At 43.8% G+C, this 17,147-nt stretch carries 16 protein-coding genes; 8 read left to right on the plus strand and 8 right to left on the minus strand.

Features of this window, described 5'->3' with window-relative positions; translation table 11 throughout:
* The first annotated feature begins 24 nt into the window (after positions 1 to 24).
* Together NL644_RS03045 and NL644_RS03050 are read left to right on the plus strand one after the other, a co-directional pair.
* Complete coding sequence (locus NL644_RS03045; RefSeq protein WP_182032901.1) at positions 25 to 642, plus strand: LysE family translocator; 618 nt, start codon at positions 25 to 27, stop codon at positions 640 to 642.
* Between the two features lie 374 nt (positions 643 to 1,016).
* A complete protein-coding gene (locus tag NL644_RS03050; RefSeq protein WP_253657970.1) occupies positions 1,017 to 2,036 on the plus strand; it encodes a hypothetical protein in 1,020 nt (339 codons plus the stop codon).
* 123 nt (positions 2,037 to 2,159) lie between these two features.
* On the opposite strand, the gene NL644_RS03055 is transcribed toward NL644_RS03050, so the two are convergent.
* Positions 2,160 to 2,966: a sulfite exporter TauE/SafE family protein gene (locus NL644_RS03055; protein ID WP_048625227.1), complete on the minus strand. Its 807-nt coding sequence runs from the start codon at positions 2,964 to 2,966 to the stop codon at positions 2,160 to 2,162.
* A gap of 123 nt (positions 2,967 to 3,089) precedes the next feature.
* Here NL644_RS03055 and NL644_RS03060 point away from each other — a divergent pair, with 123 nt between their 5' ends.
* Entirely contained in the window at positions 3,090 to 3,884 is a 795-nt protein-coding gene (locus NL644_RS03060; RefSeq protein WP_182032898.1) for a helix-turn-helix transcriptional regulator, read from the plus strand.
* A 266-nt stretch (positions 3,885 to 4,150) separates the two neighbouring features.
* On the opposite strand, the gene yidZ is transcribed toward NL644_RS03060, so the two are convergent.
* Positions 4,151 to 5,107 carry an HTH-type transcriptional regulator YidZ gene (yidZ, locus tag NL644_RS03065; RefSeq protein WP_253657972.1) on the minus strand — a complete coding sequence of 319 codons (957 nt, stop codon included), beginning with the start codon at positions 5,105 to 5,107 and terminating at the stop codon, positions 4,151 to 4,153.
* A complete protein-coding gene (locus tag NL644_RS03070; protein WP_253657973.1) occupies positions 5,082 to 6,287 on the minus strand; it encodes an MFS transporter in 1,206 nt (401 codons plus the stop codon). The genes yidZ and NL644_RS03070 overlap by 26 nt, the downstream gene beginning before the upstream one ends.
* A gap of 37 nt (positions 6,288 to 6,324) precedes the next feature.
* Here NL644_RS03070 and NL644_RS03075 point away from each other — a divergent pair, with 37 nt between their 5' ends.
* Together NL644_RS03075 and NL644_RS03080 are read left to right on the plus strand one after the other, a co-directional pair.
* The gene (locus NL644_RS03075; protein WP_164665753.1) at positions 6,325 to 6,483 is read left to right on the plus strand and encodes a hypothetical protein; all 159 of its coding nucleotides are present in this window, start codon (positions 6,325 to 6,327) and stop codon (positions 6,481 to 6,483) included.
* Between the two features lie 371 nt (positions 6,484 to 6,854).
* Positions 6,855 to 8,105 carry a DEAD/DEAH box helicase gene (locus tag NL644_RS03080; RefSeq protein ID WP_253657974.1) on the plus strand — a complete coding sequence of 417 codons (1,251 nt, stop codon included), beginning with the start codon at positions 6,855 to 6,857 and terminating at the stop codon, positions 8,103 to 8,105.
* A gap of 150 nt (positions 8,106 to 8,255) precedes the next feature.
* On the opposite strand, the gene NL644_RS03085 is transcribed toward NL644_RS03080, so the two are convergent.
* Positions 8,256 to 8,669, minus strand: a complete 414-nt coding sequence (locus NL644_RS03085) for a VF530 family DNA-binding protein (protein WP_005391068.1) — start codon at positions 8,667 to 8,669, stop codon at positions 8,256 to 8,258.
* Positions 8,670 to 9,155: 486 nt separating this feature from the next.
* On the opposite strand from NL644_RS03085, the gene NL644_RS03090 reads away from it, so the two are divergent.
* Positions 9,156 to 10,613 (plus strand): DUF3360 domain-containing protein, encoded by a 1,458-nt coding sequence (locus NL644_RS03090; RefSeq protein WP_005391067.1) that lies wholly within the window; start codon positions 9,156 to 9,158, stop codon positions 10,611 to 10,613.
* Positions 10,614 to 10,809: 196 nt separating this feature from the next.
* Here NL644_RS03090 and trpB read toward each other — a convergent pair whose 3' ends face one another.
* From trpB to NL644_RS03110, 4 genes are all read right to left on the minus strand, one after another.
* Positions 10,810 to 12,033: a tryptophan synthase subunit beta gene (gene trpB / locus NL644_RS03095; RefSeq protein ID WP_085344662.1), complete on the minus strand. Its 1,224-nt coding sequence runs from the start codon at positions 12,031 to 12,033 to the stop codon at positions 10,810 to 10,812.
* 401 nt (positions 12,034 to 12,434) lie between these two features.
* Positions 12,435 to 14,681 (minus strand): ribonuclease R, encoded by a 2,247-nt coding sequence (rnr, locus tag NL644_RS03100; protein ID WP_253657975.1) that lies wholly within the window; start codon positions 14,679 to 14,681, stop codon positions 12,435 to 12,437.
* Between the two features lie 294 nt (positions 14,682 to 14,975).
* Positions 14,976 to 15,188 carry a cold-shock protein gene (locus tag NL644_RS03105; RefSeq protein ID WP_005375644.1) on the minus strand — a complete coding sequence of 71 codons (213 nt, stop codon included), beginning with the start codon at positions 15,186 to 15,188 and terminating at the stop codon, positions 14,976 to 14,978.
* 307 nt (positions 15,189 to 15,495) lie between these two features.
* Positions 15,496 to 15,744 (minus strand): hypothetical protein, encoded by a 249-nt coding sequence (locus NL644_RS03110; RefSeq protein ID WP_005375646.1) that lies wholly within the window; start codon positions 15,742 to 15,744, stop codon positions 15,496 to 15,498.
* A 290-nt stretch (positions 15,745 to 16,034) separates the two neighbouring features.
* Here NL644_RS03110 and pcp point away from each other — a divergent pair, with 290 nt between their 5' ends.
* A complete protein-coding gene (gene pcp, locus NL644_RS03115) occupies positions 16,035 to 16,673 on the plus strand; it encodes a pyroglutamyl-peptidase I (protein WP_253657976.1) in 639 nt (212 codons plus the stop codon).
* Positions 16,674 to 16,870: 197 nt separating this feature from the next.
* On the plus strand, positions 16,871 to 17,134 hold the full coding sequence (locus NL644_RS03120) for a hypothetical protein (RefSeq protein WP_253657977.1): 264 nt from the start codon (positions 16,871 to 16,873) through the stop codon (positions 17,132 to 17,134).
* Positions 17,135 to 17,147: the final 13 nt, after the last annotated feature.

A 17,147-nucleotide genomic window follows, 5' to 3' on the forward strand; every position in this document is an offset into this window, starting at 1 on the left:
GAGTTCTCAATTTTCTGGTTGGTTATGACGTTTGAAATTTGGTGTGTCTTTGCTTTGTCTGCACTGGGTCTTGCTTGTGTTCCCGGTCCTAACTCGCTTTTAGCTCTTAGCCACGGTGCACGATATGGCTATAAGAAGACAATTTGGACAATATGCGGTGGCGTGAGTGGCTTTTTCATCTTGATTACGGTAGCTATGCTGGGGTTAGGTACCATCCTAGAAGCAAAACCTGAGTTGATGATTGGTCTTCAATGGTTGGGGGCTTTATATCTTGCATGGCTGGGTTTCAAACTGTTCTTCGCGTCTGCAATTAGTATTGAGCAAACAACAACTGTAGTGTCTGTTTTGCCTAAAGAACTATTTAAGCAAGGTTATTTCGCTGCTTTGTCTAACCCGAAAGTCTTACTATTTTTCACTGCTTTTTTAGCTCAGTTTATTAACCCCAACGAGGGGTTTATCCCCCAATTTCTGGTGATAACATTCAGCTTTCTTTGTATTGAATTCGCCGTAGAGTATATCGTGGCCAGATTGGCTGATAAGGTTAAAACAGTGCTTTTAGCCAATGGGCGAATTTTCAATCAATGTTGTGGTACAGTTTTTTTGCTGTTAGCTGCGGTAGCTGTTGTAAAAAGCCTAGTCTAACTGAATAACTAAGCTGTTCTTTGGGACCTTAATATTGGGGGGAATGCGCTTACTTAAATCGTAACACCTTTGCCTGCTTCTCTTTCTGTCTGACTATACTTCCCACTAACAGGTATATTAGGCAATGACCATATCGGGCTGTGGCAGCAGTACTTTGCCCAAATTCATATTATCCGAAGTTGATGACTTCGAGCATTAGCTCTAACACATCCATGTCCAAAAGCTTGCTGGCTCAGCTCAAAGCAGACACTTGCTTTGGGTTACTCGACTCCAAGTAACTTTATTGCTATGTTTCGCAAAATATATGGAGAATCTCCTGCGCGTTATTTTTCCAGATGCCGTGCAGAGTAATGTATTGATCGGCTGGGGTAAAAATGAAAACCAAAATAATAATGTCGTTTCTACTCGCTTCATTGTGTGTCAGTGTCAGCGCCAGTACGAATGAGCCGAAATACCATTCTGCGCTAACAATCAAAACGGTATTCAGTGAAGACAGAGATAAGCCAGTAGAAGTCTATTATTGGTATCCCACAACGAACGGAAAAACCAACTTCACGTTTGGTATGGGTAACATTTTTAAATCAGTCGAAACGCAGTTAGATGCCCCGTTAGCAAGTGGAAAATTTCCCGTTGTGCTTTTGTCGCAGGGCGGAACACGGTCAGCATTTTCCCATAGTGGTTGGATAGCTTCAGGCCTAGCGAAACAAGGTTATGTCGTTGTTGCACCAAAGCCTCCTGCACCAAACGAAATCAATGCAGAAATGGCTGTTGATGAAATCACATTCAGAACCAGTGATTTGGTGCTCGGGCTGAATGAGTTAAGTTCGGTCGGGATACTGTCCGGAGGTGTAGATACTGATGAAGTGCAGGGGGTCGGCTTTTTTCTGGGTGGCACATCTATGCTGATGCTCTCCGGAGCGCAAATAAGCCCGGAAAAATATCGAACATCATGTCACGACGCCACCAATGTAGACTGTCATTGGTTACGTGAAAATAACGTTGATATTACCAGCATCCCAGATCAAAAATTCCCCCGATTTCAGTCTGAAAACAAACTGAAATCGGTCGTCGTTGTCAACCCTGAGCTAACGAAAACTTTTGTCCCTGAAACTCTGGCCTTGATGAACAATGCTATCACCGTGGTGACGCTTTCTGATCGGCTACATCCCGCACTGACACCAGCCGAATCACTTGTTGCTCTTCCCAATGTGACATTTCAAGAGATCCCCAGTGCGAGTCAGTTTAGTGCGTTCGCAGAATGTACTGAGCGTGGCATTAAAATTCTCGCATCAGAAGGGGAGGAAGCACTTTGCCAGGAGCGTGACGAGGTTTCCAGAAAGGACAATCACCAGCAAATTTTGGATGTAATTCTGGCTGGTTTAACAAAGTCATAAGAATAACAACAATGCGGAGCTTTCTTACACATTGTGTGCCTGGACCTGCAAAGCGAGAAGTAAGTTTTTCAGGCTTGTCCCCACAACATATTGCAAGACATACTGATGACTGTATTACTTGCCCTAATTAAGTACTTGTCCCAGCATTTTAAAACTTAGAAGAACACACAAAATACCAACGATTTTCTTAAGAACTTTATTTGGGAAATACTCTGCGCAACGCACTCCGAGGCTAGTAGTTAAGTAGCTGCTAATGGAGAAGCTGATCATTGCAGGAAGGTATATGTATCCTAATACTAAGTTGTTCCAATCTGTATTTTCCCATCCGTTTAACATGTAACCGAGGCTTCCTGATAGCGCTACAGGGAAACCTATCGCAGCAGAGGTGCCAATAGCTCGTTTTACCTCAAAATTTTGCTGGACAAGATAGGGGATGATCAGCCCCGCACCGCTTATAGAGACAAGTGCTGATACAGAGCCAATCACCGAGCCTACAGTCATATTACCGATAGCCCCGTGTGGGTTCGGGTTGTACTCATTTTCAGTGTTGAGAAACATCTTATAAGCTACATACAACATGAATACGCTGAAAAACCCTGCCAGATAGATCCCCTGTAGATACGATGCTACGAATGTGGCGCAAAATGTTCCGACTAGAACTCCGCTCAACATTTTTACTACCATTGTCCAGTCTACATTCTCTTTTTTGTAGTGAGCGCGCATGCTGCCTAATGTTGTAATAATCATCGAAGCCATTGATGTCCCTAAGGCAAGGTGGACAACTTCTGTATCAGCTATTCCCTGTAGTGAAAACAGAAACGCAAAAATAGGGACGGCCATTCCACCACCACCCACACCAACGAGTCCAGCGAGAAAGCCAATGCCCAAGCCTGCTGTAATGTAATAGATAATAAAGATAGGTTCGTTCATGATGGTTCTGCCTTCGATAAAAATGGTCGTTGTTAAAATGTTACTCGAACGCTAACTTGCTATGGTAACGTTAAGAGGACAGAAAATAATGAATAATGGCCAAAATGGAATTGAGTAAATAAAGTGACAAACTCTGATTACAGCGAATGGAAAAATGGCGCCGCACTGATCGCTAAGGAGTGGCAGCATGAAAGGAGCGACTTCAACAATTTGGATCAACGGCCACATAATTGGCACAGTCATCATCGAGGCCAGTTACTGTGTATAGATGAAGGGCTAATTCAGGTCAAAACCGATGAAGGAACGTGGATACTACCACCTCACCGAGCTGGTTGGATCCCCCCGGGTGCGATGCACAGTGTTTATTTTTGTGGTTCTCTGAAAGGTCGTTCATTACTGTTTACTCCAGAGAGTTGTGAGCGGTTTCCAATGAGACCTTGTGTGATCCAAATGAGCGATGTGTTGAAAGCCCTATCGGTTAGAGCATCGATATGGAGCAAAACAGACGATCTATCCATACAGTTTTTACGTATTCTTGCCGTAATATCCGATGAAATCGTCAATAGCCCTCATGAGTCACTCCACATCCCACTGCCCAGAGATCCGAGACTGCAAAAAGTTACTCAAGCGATTTTAATAGACCCAAACAGCAAACATTCTGTGGAGCATTGGGCAAAGATCGGGGCAGTCTCATCTCGGACATTAAGACGATTGATTCGAAGTGAGTTAAACATGAGTTTTAGTGAATGGCGGCAACAAGCACTGCTAATACATTCGTTAGAAATGATGGCTCGCGGAGAGTCCGTAGGAGCGGTTGCACATGCTTTGGGTTATTCGACGCCCAGTAACTTTATCGCTATGTTTCGTCGGGTCTATGGCGATTCACCCACGCGTTACTTTTCGAGTCGTGGCATATAGTTGCCAAGAGCTTACCTAAATTAGGTTCGTTTTTATGTACTGAGGTTTTGCATACATTTACTCACCCAACATAAGCAAGTGCTTCTAGCTTCTTTCTGCCCAAATGAGCTGAAATCAATTTCGAAGTGGATAATAGATTTCAAGATTTCAAGATTTTAAAATATTTAATCTAATGGAAGGCAAGACCACATTCCTACGGTTATTGACAACATAAAGGGGGGAGAATGTTCATTCCTTTGCTTTAAATGTACTTCAAAATTACCCGTTCAACTTGTGCCATACAGGCTCTTTATCGTCTCCCTCAACCACACGATTTTAGGGTTTTGGTTATTGCGCTTGTGCCAAATCATAGTAAATGGAATCAGTAGCTTGTGCTGATAATCTTCCGCAATGGGGATAGGCAACGCTATTAAGTTGGGGTGAAGCTGTTCGCAGTATCGCTGACAATATTTTGGTGCTGTGGTTAACATTTGATGATCGGGCTTTTCTGCAACAAATAAAGCTTGCTCGAAACTCGCCATCGTTAGGCTAACGTTTCGAGTGTGTCCCTGCTCAGCCAAGATCTCATCCAATGCCCAACTGTCATTTTTCTCCCATGCTACATTGATGTGGGCATAGCTTAAGAAAGTATCTAAATTCCACTTTTGCTTGAGTGCAGGATGATCCTTGCGGACATACACCATAGGTAAATCCGAGAACAGCACTTCGAAATTAATAAAATACGGGAGCAGTTCTAACGACTCTTTGGAGCGAGGATGGCTTTCACGGCCAGTAAAACCAATATCCACTTCACCGCTGGTAATGGCATCTAACGAGTCGTAATCCCAGTTATGGAACTTTACCGTTGAGTCTGGGTAAAAATCATGGATTCGTTTGGTCAGTTCATCCGCCATGATGAGTGACAATGGCGACTCTACTCCAAGATGAAATTTAACCCCGCTTGGCGCATCATCACCTCGGTGTGAAACAATCTGGTTACCGATCTGCATCCAGTCTGAAAAAAGCACTTGCACGTTTGTCGCGAGATTTGTTGGCTTTAGGCCTTGCGGCGTATTCACAAAAAGCGGGTCATCAAACCAAGCGCGCAATTTGCCTAAAGACTTACTCACGGTTGAGGGAGTTACATTAAGTTTTTTCGCCGTTTTAGTAACACTCTGCTCTTGCAGTAGCAATTGCAGAGTGAGCAGTAAATTAAGATCAAGTCGGGCAAGAGATTTCTTCATGAGGCTCACTAACGTTCTGATTTGGAAATAATAATATTATGGAGAGTCCAATAACGCCACTAGCAACCAACGCTATCATTAACATCATCACGGCCGACACACCTAACGTCGCCATCAACCAAATGTAAAGTGCAGACCAAGAAACCTGACCTATGCCAAGCATAGAGCTTGCAAGTCCAGCTTTGCGTGAGAACTGGCTTAACGCTTGACTCATCGCCACACCAAACCCCATTGGAAAACTCATGCTGAGCAGAGTGAATCCTACCATATAAAGTGTCGGACTATCGCTATTCAAGTGAGCCGCGAGAATAACGATAGCCGACAGAAAATTGGTCATTTGTGCAGCGAACATCAATGTGGTTTGTTTGAAGCAAGAAAGAGCAAATGGAACTGAAAACGATGTCGTCATACCTACCATCGCGAGTAGTGCCATCGTTGTTGAATATTCGCCTCGAGTAAAACCAATTGAATCCATTATTATCATTGGTGACGTATTTACATAAGAGAGAATCGCTGTGACGCCTAAAGATGTATAAATAACGCGCGATATGAAAAAGCGGTTAGATAGTGATTCGTTCGAAGCTTCACTCACATTTAAAGTTGTGCGCTTGGTTTTAGGCAAGGTTTCTTTTAAGACAAAGCAAGCAATTAAGCTTATCGTAATACCCATCATCGCCATGGCAGTGAATAACACGGGCCACGGAAACTTGATCATAATCAGATTGCCGATCACGGGGGCAAGTACTGGGATAGAACAGATAATTCCATTAAGCATCGATAGAACCTTAGCTCGCTTTGGGTCATCTAAAGTGTCGCGCAAAATGGCAAAGGCCACTACATAGCAACATGCGGCACCTACGCCTTGGAAAAAGCGCATTATTAGGAAGCTATTACTGGTCTCAGCAGAGCCCGCGAACATTGATGCAAGGGTAAAAATCACTGCACCGCAAATGGCAACAGGTTTGCGTCCAAAACAATCAGCAGCTCGCCCAACAAAAACCATCGTCGATGCTAGACCAGCGAGGTAAATAGAAAAGGCAATATGAAGTTGTGATTCGCTCGCAGACAGGTCATTGGCGATTTGTGGTAAAGCAACCAAGTAGAGATCTATTGCCGTAGGATAAAGCAACACAAAGGCGAAGCTACATATCAGATATCGGGGTAAATTAATTTGTTCCATTACTACCTCGTGAAGAAATTGGGCTTACGAGGATGATATGCAACATTACTCATCTTGGCGCGTTACCTTTCTGACAACAGGTATTTCCATATACGACATCAGCAACGATTGTGGCTACAGCAGTCAAACGTACACTGAGAAGAACCTGGTATCGGGCGAAAGTAATCTATACAACCGAGTCCACAACATTAGCTAAATAGATAACGATGGACATTGGTGAGCTGGAGTTTTCTCAAACTATATTAAGCTCTCAACACCGAAGGTTTAGATAGTATGATTAAGCCTTTCAAGCGGAGTTGGTCTGTCTCTGCAACCTTAATTTTTCCAAGATACAATGTGTTTTGGCTTTACAGGAGTCAGACTGGCCTGGCTCCTTTTTCCAGTGTTCGTCGCGAACGCTACCATCGTGAGGGTTATAGAAACCATTAACTCATTTTAGTGAAAGGAAATTCCTGCTCCCTACAGTGCTTCTCTCACCAGTCTTCTGTTTGGCTCATTATCTCTAACATCCAGACGTGAAATAGCATAAGATACACGGCCTTTACTAGCACTGAGCCACTCATCGTAATGACAGATAAAACACAGCAAGCGACATTTGCCGATCTTGGCCTGATTCCAACCTTAGTCGAGCGACTAGAAGCGTTAGAATACAGCCAACCGACGCCCATTCAATCTCATACCATTCCTTATATCCTTGAAGGGAAAGACATTGTTGGCGGTGCCAATACGGGCTCTGGTAAAACCGCTGCGTTTTCGCTGCCAATTCTGCAAAAAATTGTTCAGCAAGACGAAACAAATCATCGCCGTGGTAACTTCGTTTCTCACCTGATTTTAGTACCAACTCGTGAGTTGGCATCACAGGTGGCATACAACGTCAAATCTTACTCATACCACCTTAGAGATAAGATCAAAACGGTTGCCGTATTTGGTGGTGTATCGGTGAACCCACAAATGCTGGCGCTTCGTGGTGGCTGTGACATTATCGTAGCTACGCCGGGTCGATTACTTGATCTGGTATCCAGTAACGCGATTAAGTTGGACCAAGTAAAAACGCTCGTGCTTGATGAAGCTGACCGTATGTTGAGCCTCGGATTTACCGAAGAACTCAATAAGATTCTTGCGTTACTGCCAGAGAAGAAACAGACGCTGCTATTTTCTGCTACTTTCCCTGATAAAGTCACGACGCTGTCTCAGCACTTGCTCCGCGACTCTGTTGAAGTTCAGTTGCAGAGCGCAGAAGCCAGCACTTTGGTGCAACGCGTGTTTAGTGTAAATAAAGGTGAGAAAACGGCGGTACTTGCGCACTTAATCAAACAGCATCAGTGGCGACAGACTTTGATTTTTGTGAATGCTAAGAATGCCTGTAACCATTTAGCTCAAAAGCTGTCAAAACGCGGTATTACTGCTGAAGTTTTCCATGGTGATAAAGGGCAGGGCGCTCGTACTCGTGTACTTGACGGTTTTAAGTCTGGCGAGATTCAAGTTCTTATTGCCACCGATATCGCAGCACGTGGCCTTGATATTGAAAAGCTGCCAGTGGTGATTAACTTCGATCTTCCGCGTAGTCCTGCTGACTATATGCATCGAATCGGTCGCAGTGGTCGTGCTGGTGAAGTGGGTCTAGGGCTATCCCTTATCGATTACGATGACTATCACCATTTCAAAGTGATAGAAAAGAAAAATAAGTTCCAACTTGAACGCGAGCAGGTAGTAGGTTTTGAAGTGGAAGACGATCAGAGTGAAGCCTACTTTTTACCAATGAAGCCGCGAGCAAAGCCGGCAGGTACGGGTAAAAAGAAGAAAAAGTGCAATCAATAGAAAACGTAAACTACATGTGAGTTTACTTATGGGAGGCGCTGGAGAAGGGGGCGCACTAGCTTGAGTATTTTCTTCTAGCCATTTCTTTAAAGAACAATAGAGCCTTGCTGGAGCTACCAGTAGGGCTCTATTGCTTTTCCAGGTTATGTACTATCGGCGCGTCGGACGTCCACGAGGTGAGCGTTTTTTAAATGCGGATGCAGCTTTAGCTTGTGACTTGAGGATAGAGTCAACGGTTAGCGGCATTGGCTCTTTAGGTTCAAGACCATGCGGGAACGTACGAGCTCTCGGTGGTAAATCATATTCTTCTTCACTTGCGCGTGGCATGCGCTTAAAGCGATAAAGGTAAAAGTTTTCTAATTTTTCTCTCGCCCATTCGGTCTTCTTTAAATACTTCACACTACTTGCAATCGAAGGCTTAGTGTTAAAGCAATTAAAGCGCATTGCTGTATCTAGAATGTCCCAGCCATAAAAATCCACCAACTCTTGCAACATTGTCTCTAGCTTTAACCCGTGTAGTGGGTTGTTCCGTTGCAGTTCGATTCTTTCTTCGTCAGTCATCATTTTAGGGGCCTTACTCATCAAAGGGTGGAGTTTAGCAAAGTATACATTACAGAGATATCTATAGTTAGGCAGCGATGGTTTGGGTTGCAACTCGATTTGATGTTGTTAGTGCGTACTTGCATGAGCAAAATTAACCAATTACCTGTGTGAATTCAGACATGTTTTTCTACCTTGAAAAGCACAGGTGGAGTTGCGACTGTTCCTCTTTTTGAATTGCTGTTCAAAAACTCTCACTAAAGATCAGCGTACTCTAATGCAATGTTAAATCTTTGTGTAATAAGTGAGATTTTTGTTGTTCTTTTACTAATGTCTAATATTCCTACCGATAGCAATACATGCTTAATAGGTTCAAATCAAAAATTAGCCATACCACTTTCTTGGTCTGGCCTCGATGTTTGATGTGGGTGTTGTCTCGTATTGGTCTGTATACCAAGCGAAACTCTAGTTGACATAGTTCAACGTTGAAATATAACAAAGGATAGCTCAATGTCTGACTCAAGTAAGACCTTTTACAGGGATGTGCGCAAAAAACCGCATGAATTTGAAAGTCGTGAAGACTTTCTAAACCATGATTTAACCATCATGAGCTTTCGTCGCTGGGGTATTCATTTGCCATCACGTGATTACAGTATTGAAATCGAAGACTGGGTGCCTGCATTAGCCGCAACCATTGGTAAAGTGGTGATGGTCACCGCCATGGTTGCTGCCTTTGCTGCTCAGTTCGGTTTATCTCCGGAGTTCGTTGCAGAAAACGTGCGTTACGAATTGCTTATCGCGGGTGCTCTGTTCGTTATTTTGTTTTCTGCCATCCTAAACCCGAACGCAAACCTAGCCGGTACCCACGGCCCAATGATACCGCTGATTCCCATGATTGCTGCCGCAGGAGGGCATCCTCTGGCGCTTGGCTTGATGGTATGTGCTTTTGGCTTAATTCTCGCTTTGACTAAAGGCGGTTCTAAACTCATGACCTTGACTGGCATTGGGGTTCGAGGAGGGTTATTGATCTACCTAGGCGCTGTTGGGTTGCTCGGACAGATTAATAAGACTGAGGCGTGGGCTGCAAGTACAGACCAAGGTTACATTTCGTTTGTGGTCATTGGTCTAACGGTTATGGTTTATGCCTACCTAGCTAAGATCAACAAGCGTTGGTTGGCAATCCCTCTGTGCTCTGCACTCGCGGGTATTGTTGCTTATTTGATGGGCGCTGAGTTTGCTTTTACCACAGAACCGGGCTTGCCTAATTTCAGTCCATTCTATTGGTGGGGTGAAGATACAGGCTGGCAGCTAGGCTGGCCAACCCTAGAGCACTTTATTGCCGTGACTCCATTTGCTCTGCTGGCAGTCGCTATGTGGTCCCCTGATTATCTTGGCCATCGTGTGTTTCAAGAACTTAACTACCCGAAAGAAGCGAAAGGCGTACTCATGGATGTCGACGACACGATGGTCGGAGCGTCTGTTCGTCAGGGGGTTGGCTCACTATTAGGTGGCGGAAATCTAGCTTCTTCTTGGGGAACGTACATGATTCCAGCCGCAATTGCTAAACGTCCTATTCCAGGTGGCGCACTGTTAACGGGTTTCATGTGTATTGCCGCCGCGGTAATTGGTTACCCTATGGATCTAGCGATGTGGGAACCTGTTCTGCGCGTTGCTTTGATTGTCGGTGTATTCTTACCACTTCTTGAAGCGGGTATGCAGATGATCCACAAGCATAAAGATTCACTCAGTGCAGGTATCTGTATTTTTGCCTGTGCATTCGTTAATCCAGTCTTTGGCTGGGCAATCACTATGCTACTGGATAACCTTGGACTTATCGGCGACCATGAGCGTGCCAACGAACTCTCGAGAAAAGATAAATACCTGATTCCTGGCACTGCATTTATCGTCTGTGCAGGCTCCCTTGCTGTCGTTGGTCAGCTTCCGGGCATTCCTGCTCTGATCGGTTAATCGAATTACGCTCTAAAGGCATAGTTGGAGTGGTGAGTGATAGGGCTTTCTCAAGCTATGCCTATTTCCCAAAAGTAAAAGATTTGGACTGTGTAGTTAAGCCTTTAAAGAGCATGTAGGGGAAATAAGGCGCAAACAAAAAGCTACCTAGCAATAGGTAGCTTTTTGTATAGACAGTTAGCCTACCAAACGGGGACTAAACAATTGATTCAATGCCGTATTTTGCGCCGTAGTGTTCAACGACAAAATCAATGTCTTTGTCACCGCGACCGGATAAGTTGATAAGAATTGAGCCAGTTTCTCCTTGCTTCGCGAGTTTAATCGCGTAAGCGACAGCGTGTGAAGATTCAATCGCTGGAATAATCCCCTCTTCGCGAGACAGTTCAAAGAAGGCATCAATCGCTTCGTCATCGGTGATTGAGCCGTAATTGACACGGCCAATGTCTTTTAAGTAACTATGCTGAGGCCCAACCGATGGGTAATCTAAGCCACTTGCTACAGAGTACACTTCTTGAGGTTCGCCTTGCTCATCTTTGAGCATGTAAGACTTAAATCCGTGCATAATACCTGGCTCACCAAGTGTGAGTGTTGCAGCATGCTCGCCAACCTTTTGCAAAGAGCGGCCCGCTGGCTCGACGCCGTGAATGGCGACTTGTTCATCGTCTAAGAAAGCAGTAAATAGCCCCATCGCGTTAGAACCACCTCCAACGCATGCGACGAGATTATTGGGTAACTTGCCTGTCATTTCTTTGAATTGAACACGTGCTTCGTTACCGATAATTGATTGGAAATCTCGTACCATTTTAGGGAATGGGTGAGGGCCAACGACAGAGCCTATCGCATAAAGTTGTGTGTCAGGATCTTTTAGGTAGGCTTCGAAGGCAGAATCAACCGCTTCTTTGAGAGTCTTACGCCCGTGAGTAGCAGGGATGACATTGGCACCAAGGATTCTCATACGGACGACATTCGGGTGCTCTTTGGCAATATCAACTTCACCCATGTAAATATCGCACTTCAAGCCAACCAGTGCGGCGGCTGTCGCAAGCGCGACACCATGTTGTCCTGCGCCAGTTTCAGCAATCAGTTTCTTCTTACCCATCTTTTTAGCGAGAATGGCTTCTCCTAAGCAGTGGTTAATTTTATGTGCGCCTGTATGGTTTAAGTCCTCGCGTTTTAGGTAGATGTCTGCTCCGTATTTCTTAGACAAGTTTTCTGCATGGAAGATTGGGCTAGGTCGTCCAACAAAGTGCTTATACAGGCGAGCAAGCTCCGCTTTAAATTCAGGATCTTTGCTGCATTCCTCATAAGCTGCGTTGATGTCACGCATGATTTGTTCAAGCTCCGGCGGCACGAAGCTACCACCGTATTCACCAAAGTATCCTTCTTCATTGGGCATGGTGAGATCAAACGAGTTTTTCATTATTTACATCCTAGTTAACGAAAGTATTGATACTTTTATACCCAAAATTTAGAAGTGGTTGTGTGATCAGTTGCTTAAATCAGAATTCGCGATCTAGTGAACTAGTTAAAAAGTACAATTTGTGTGGTTGGTAACGGGTTGGGTACAACATAAGGTGGGGTTTAAGAGGCGCAAAAAAGCCCCGAGAGATCCTAGGCTGTCATAAGAACCTCTCGAGGCAAACAGAGTGTTGGAAATACACTCTGCGATGGTGTCTGGAAACAAAAGTTAGATTCGTTTCCTTTGCCAGATATTAGGGTTTTAGAATGAGCTGATGTCAGCGAAATGTCACAAGTTAATCGCGGTATCTAAAGCTTATTTTTTATTTTTGAACAATGGGTTAGAAAATAGACTACAACAGACTAACCTACCGTGTGTTCTGCATCTTTTAAATTGAACATGATCTTTCTTTGTTTCGAATCGACGTCTTTAACCAACACGTGCACTTTAGTCCCTAAAGTAAACGTGGTGCTCTGGCTGGAAATTTTTTGTTTGACTGCATCAAATTCGAACTTACCATTTTGAAAACTTGATAAAGGAATGAGACCTTCGATTCGGTTTTCCTCTAACTCAACAAATACCCCGAAGTGTGTGACTCCAGACACCGTCCCCATGAAGTGTTGCCCGATAAATGGCTTCATGTAATGACATTTCAGTGCTGACTCAACCTCTCGACTCACTTCATCTGCCTGACGAGATTGATGCGAACAGTGCACGCTCAGTTGCTCGATTACTTTTGCATCGTAAGGGTAGTTGTTCGCAGCACCTGTCAATTGACGAATAGGTTTTAGTTTCATGAGCAGACTGCGTAGCTTGCCTGTTTTTTGCTCTCGAAGTTTAGCGCGAATGGCGCGGTGAACGAGTAAGTCTGGGTAACGACGAATTGGCGAAGTAAAGTGTGCGTATGCGTCATAGGCTAAACCGAAGTGACCCATATTCTTCGGCGAATACTCGGCTTGACTCTGAGAACGTAGCAGTAGGGTACGAATCACATCACACTCATCTAAATCTCGTACTTGTTCCAGTAATGCGTTGTAGTCATGAGAAGTTGGTTTATCACCACCCGCAAGCGTTAGCCCTTTGTCTGCAAGCATCATTCTTAATGAAGACAGTTTTTTCATCTGAGGACCAGAGTGCACGCGGTATAAGCTCGGTATTTTTTGTTGCTGCAAAAATTGAGCGGTGGCAACGTTGGCACACAGCATGAATTCTTCGATCATTCGGTGGGCATCATTTCGAACTACAGGAACGATGGACGCGATTTTCTTTTTATTGTTTAACGTGAATGAAAGCTCTTGCGTGTCAAAATCAATGGCACCACGGACTTGACGTTGACCAGATAGGTTCAAATACAAGCGATGGAGATTCACCAGATGCTGTTTAATGTTTTGTTTTGGGTTCTTACCTTGGTATTTTTTTGCTTCCGTTGATTGGGAAACAATGCGGTAAGCTTCGTTATAAGTTAAACGAGCATGCGAGTGAATGATCCCTTCAGAAAACTCTGAATCTAGCATGTTACCTTCGTCGTCAAAGGTCATCTCACATACCATAACCAATCTGTCTTCATTCGGGTTAAGCGAGCACAAACCGTTAGATAATGTTTCTGGTAGCATTGGTACAACGTATCCGGGGAAGTAAACGGACGTTGCACGAGATTGCGCCTCAAGATCTAAATGGTCGTTTGGCTGAACGTAGTGAGATACGTCTGCAATCGCAACGAATAACTTCCAATGCCCATTGTCCATTTGGTATGCGTAAACGGCATCATCAAAGTCTTTCGCGTCGTCCCCGTCGATAGTGACGAACGGTAAATCTCGATAATCCACTCGTGACGTTTTGTCTTTTTCTTCTACGTGATTGCCAAATGCGGAAGCAGCGTGAAGAACTTCATCATCCCAATGGTCATTGATGCCATGTCGACGTAACGCCAATTTAACTTCAATCCCTGCTTCTCCCGGACGCCCTAATACTTCAGCCACTTCAACTGTTGTTGATTGTCTGTGATCTGGATAGGCCGTGACTTTACAATGAACGAGTTTACCGGCATTTTTGGCGATAAGATCATTTGGTGTGACATGAATGGTTTGAGTCAGTTTCGTGCTTTCTGGCACTAGATAGAAGTTCGAACCTTTTCTCTTTAACAAGCCCACGATGTGGGTTGTTTTTCGTTCCACTATTTTGATGAAACGATGATTTGAGCGTCCTTGATGCTGAGCATTGCCTTTCAGAACCAGTACGATATCGCCATCAAACACATGAGTAAGTTGGTGTTTAGGTAAGAAAAGGTCTTTTTCATTACTGTCGTAAGTGACAAAACCAAAGCCGTCTGCGTGAATGCTGACCTTTCCAGAAACCAAAGCGGTTTGATCGACTTTTTTATAACCACGGCGATGCGTGAAAATCAACTGGCCATCGCGCTCCATAGCGCGTAAACGTTTTTTTAAAGCGTCTTTTTGTGGTTTCTCATCTAAGCCAGTAGAGCGAGAAATTTGCTCGTGACTTAAGTGATTTTTGACTTTATCGAATAGGCTAAGGATAACGTCTCGGCTAGGGATTATTTGCTCGTAATTATTAGAATTTATTGATTGTGCGGATATATTTAATTTCATTTTTTTCTCTTATATTCGCCAATCGCTTTTATTTTATAAACTTTATTTATATGAGCAAAGCATGAGGCGAAGTGATTCAGATATGAATCAGATTAATTTAATTCCAAACTGGAATTGCAAGGTAGGTAGTGTGATTACCTAAAGATGTATACCAAAGTGACTTTATTGAAAGTGATTAATGACGGTGTGGGAGAGGTAAGTGATTTGGGTATATAAACTTAGATAGAGAATAGTAAGGGCGGCAATAAGTGGAAGGGGATTGTGGCACCAACAACGTTGATGCCACACAAAGAATTACAGTGCTGTTACTTCAGCAGCTTGTAAACCTTTGTTACCTTGTTCAACAACGAACGATACTTTTTGGCCTTCAGTAAGAGTTTTGAAGCCTTCAGAAACAATAGAACGGAAGTGAACGAATACGTCATCACCGCCATTGTCTTGAGAAATAAAACCAAAACCTTTAGTTTCGTTGAACCATTTTACTGAACCAGTTAATTTATTAGACATAGATACCTCTATATTTGATTGTTTTAAATATTGAATTTTTAGCTAATATCAAGTGCTACTATATGATTTTAGAGATAACTATTTTGTCGCAGGAACGTAAACGAGGAATTCGATGTGGAACTGAGAGAAACTTTGATCTTTAATTACATTAATAGCTCTTTCCGTAAGAGCTGATGTGCAGTATACCGACAAAATTAATAAAGGCTAGCCTTTTCTTTTTTTATTTTTTAAGTACACCAAGCGCATTGCTTTCAAAGCATACGCTTGGTGTATAAGATGGCATGGTGTTATAGATGGTGCTGAGAGCTTAGTGTTTTCTGGTTGGGCCGTTACGAACGATGTCTTTACCATTGTCATATACGTGCTGCGAAACCCAGCGGCCAAGGAGCAATTGGTGCTTTTCTCCTAATACGGCAACAAATGGACGGCCATCGGTATTAGAGGTGGCTAGCGCAACGCCAGTGACACCTTCAAGACCCAGAGCGCCGCTTTCTACTAAATGCAGAAATGCCTCTAACTCTTCAATCGTTTCGATTACATGGTTATCAATATTCATTGTATTCAATCTCTTCGAATTGCATTGCGGTCGCGTACTCTACCTAAGTTAAGCGTGGAAACCAAGTTTCTGCGTGAGTCATGTAATGAGAGAGCCTAGCCCTGCCACTAATCATCGATAGTTAGTCTCCATAGTCCGGAACTTGTGTAGATTCAATAAAGGTGACAACCCTCGCTGGTTAGACATGAGTCACATAATGTTGTCTGGTTTATGTCAACAATACTTTTGCTATTGGATGGGGTGAAGGGGAGTGCAATAATTTGTGAAACTCTCTTTTCCTAAAGGCTGTTATGAAGAAAGTCCTGATTACCGGTTTTGAACCTTTTGGTGGTGACGCCATTAACCCCGCCTTAGAAGCGGTGAAGCGATTAGAGGCTGCGGCAATAGAAGATGCCATGATCGTTACTTGCCCAGTTCCTGTGATTCGGCATGAGTCAGTGAATACCGTTATTGATCCAATAGAAGCGCACCAGCCAGATTGTGTGATTACCGTTGGGCAAGCGGCCGGACGTGGCGTGATCACCCCAGAGCGTGTCGCAATTAATGTGGATGATTTTCGTATTCCAGATAACGCTGGTCATCAGCCGATTGATGAACCTGTAGTGGCTGATGGCCCAGATGCTTACTTCTCGACGCTGCCGATAAAGCGTATTGTTCAAACGCTGCAAAAGCAGGGGATATCTAGCCAGATTTCCAACAGTGCCGGAACATTTGTATGTAACCACCTTTTTTATGGCATCCAACATTATCTAAAAGACAAACCTATTCGTCATGGGTTTGTTCATATCCCATTATTGCCAGAACAAGCAGCAAATGGCAGTCAGCCTTCCATGTCTCTGGAGATGATAGTCGAAGGGCTAAGGCTGGTGGCTCAAGTTTGTATTGCCAATGAAAACGACATATTGGTCAGCGGCGGGTCGATTTGCTAATAAGTGTTTTACAGTCCACTAAGTGTCTGAAAGCTAGTAATAAGTTCATCGTTTGATGTTGTAATAAATGTTAGCTTTGTCAAATTTCACAAGTAGCGAAAGGAGTAGCATTGAATAGTCAGGTTGGATGTTGTTCAAACTGGCATTCCCCTAATACAGGAGGTATTAGGGGCTACCCTTACGAAAGGCGAGTTATCATGAAAAGCAACAAAAGTAAGTCTATCGCACTTATCTCTGTCGTTGTTTTCGCATTGGCTATCGCTGCGCTTAAATTCGAAAACACACTCGGAGTTCTTCCCATCGTAGTCGCTATTATCGCGTTTTTTACCTGCGTCATTTACACCAGTATGTATCTTTCTGATATGAAGCGCTCAGAGTTGATAAGTCACTCTGATCATTCTCAAAAAATGTGTACCCACGCATCACGCAATGAGTTTGATGAGCGCGATAAAAAGCGTTGAAGCGAGTCACATT

Source organism: Vibrio sp. Y10_XG_PY6, assembly GCF_024181795.1.
GTDB classification, from domain to species: domain Bacteria; phylum Pseudomonadota; class Gammaproteobacteria; order Enterobacterales; family Vibrionaceae; genus Vibrio; species Vibrio diabolicus.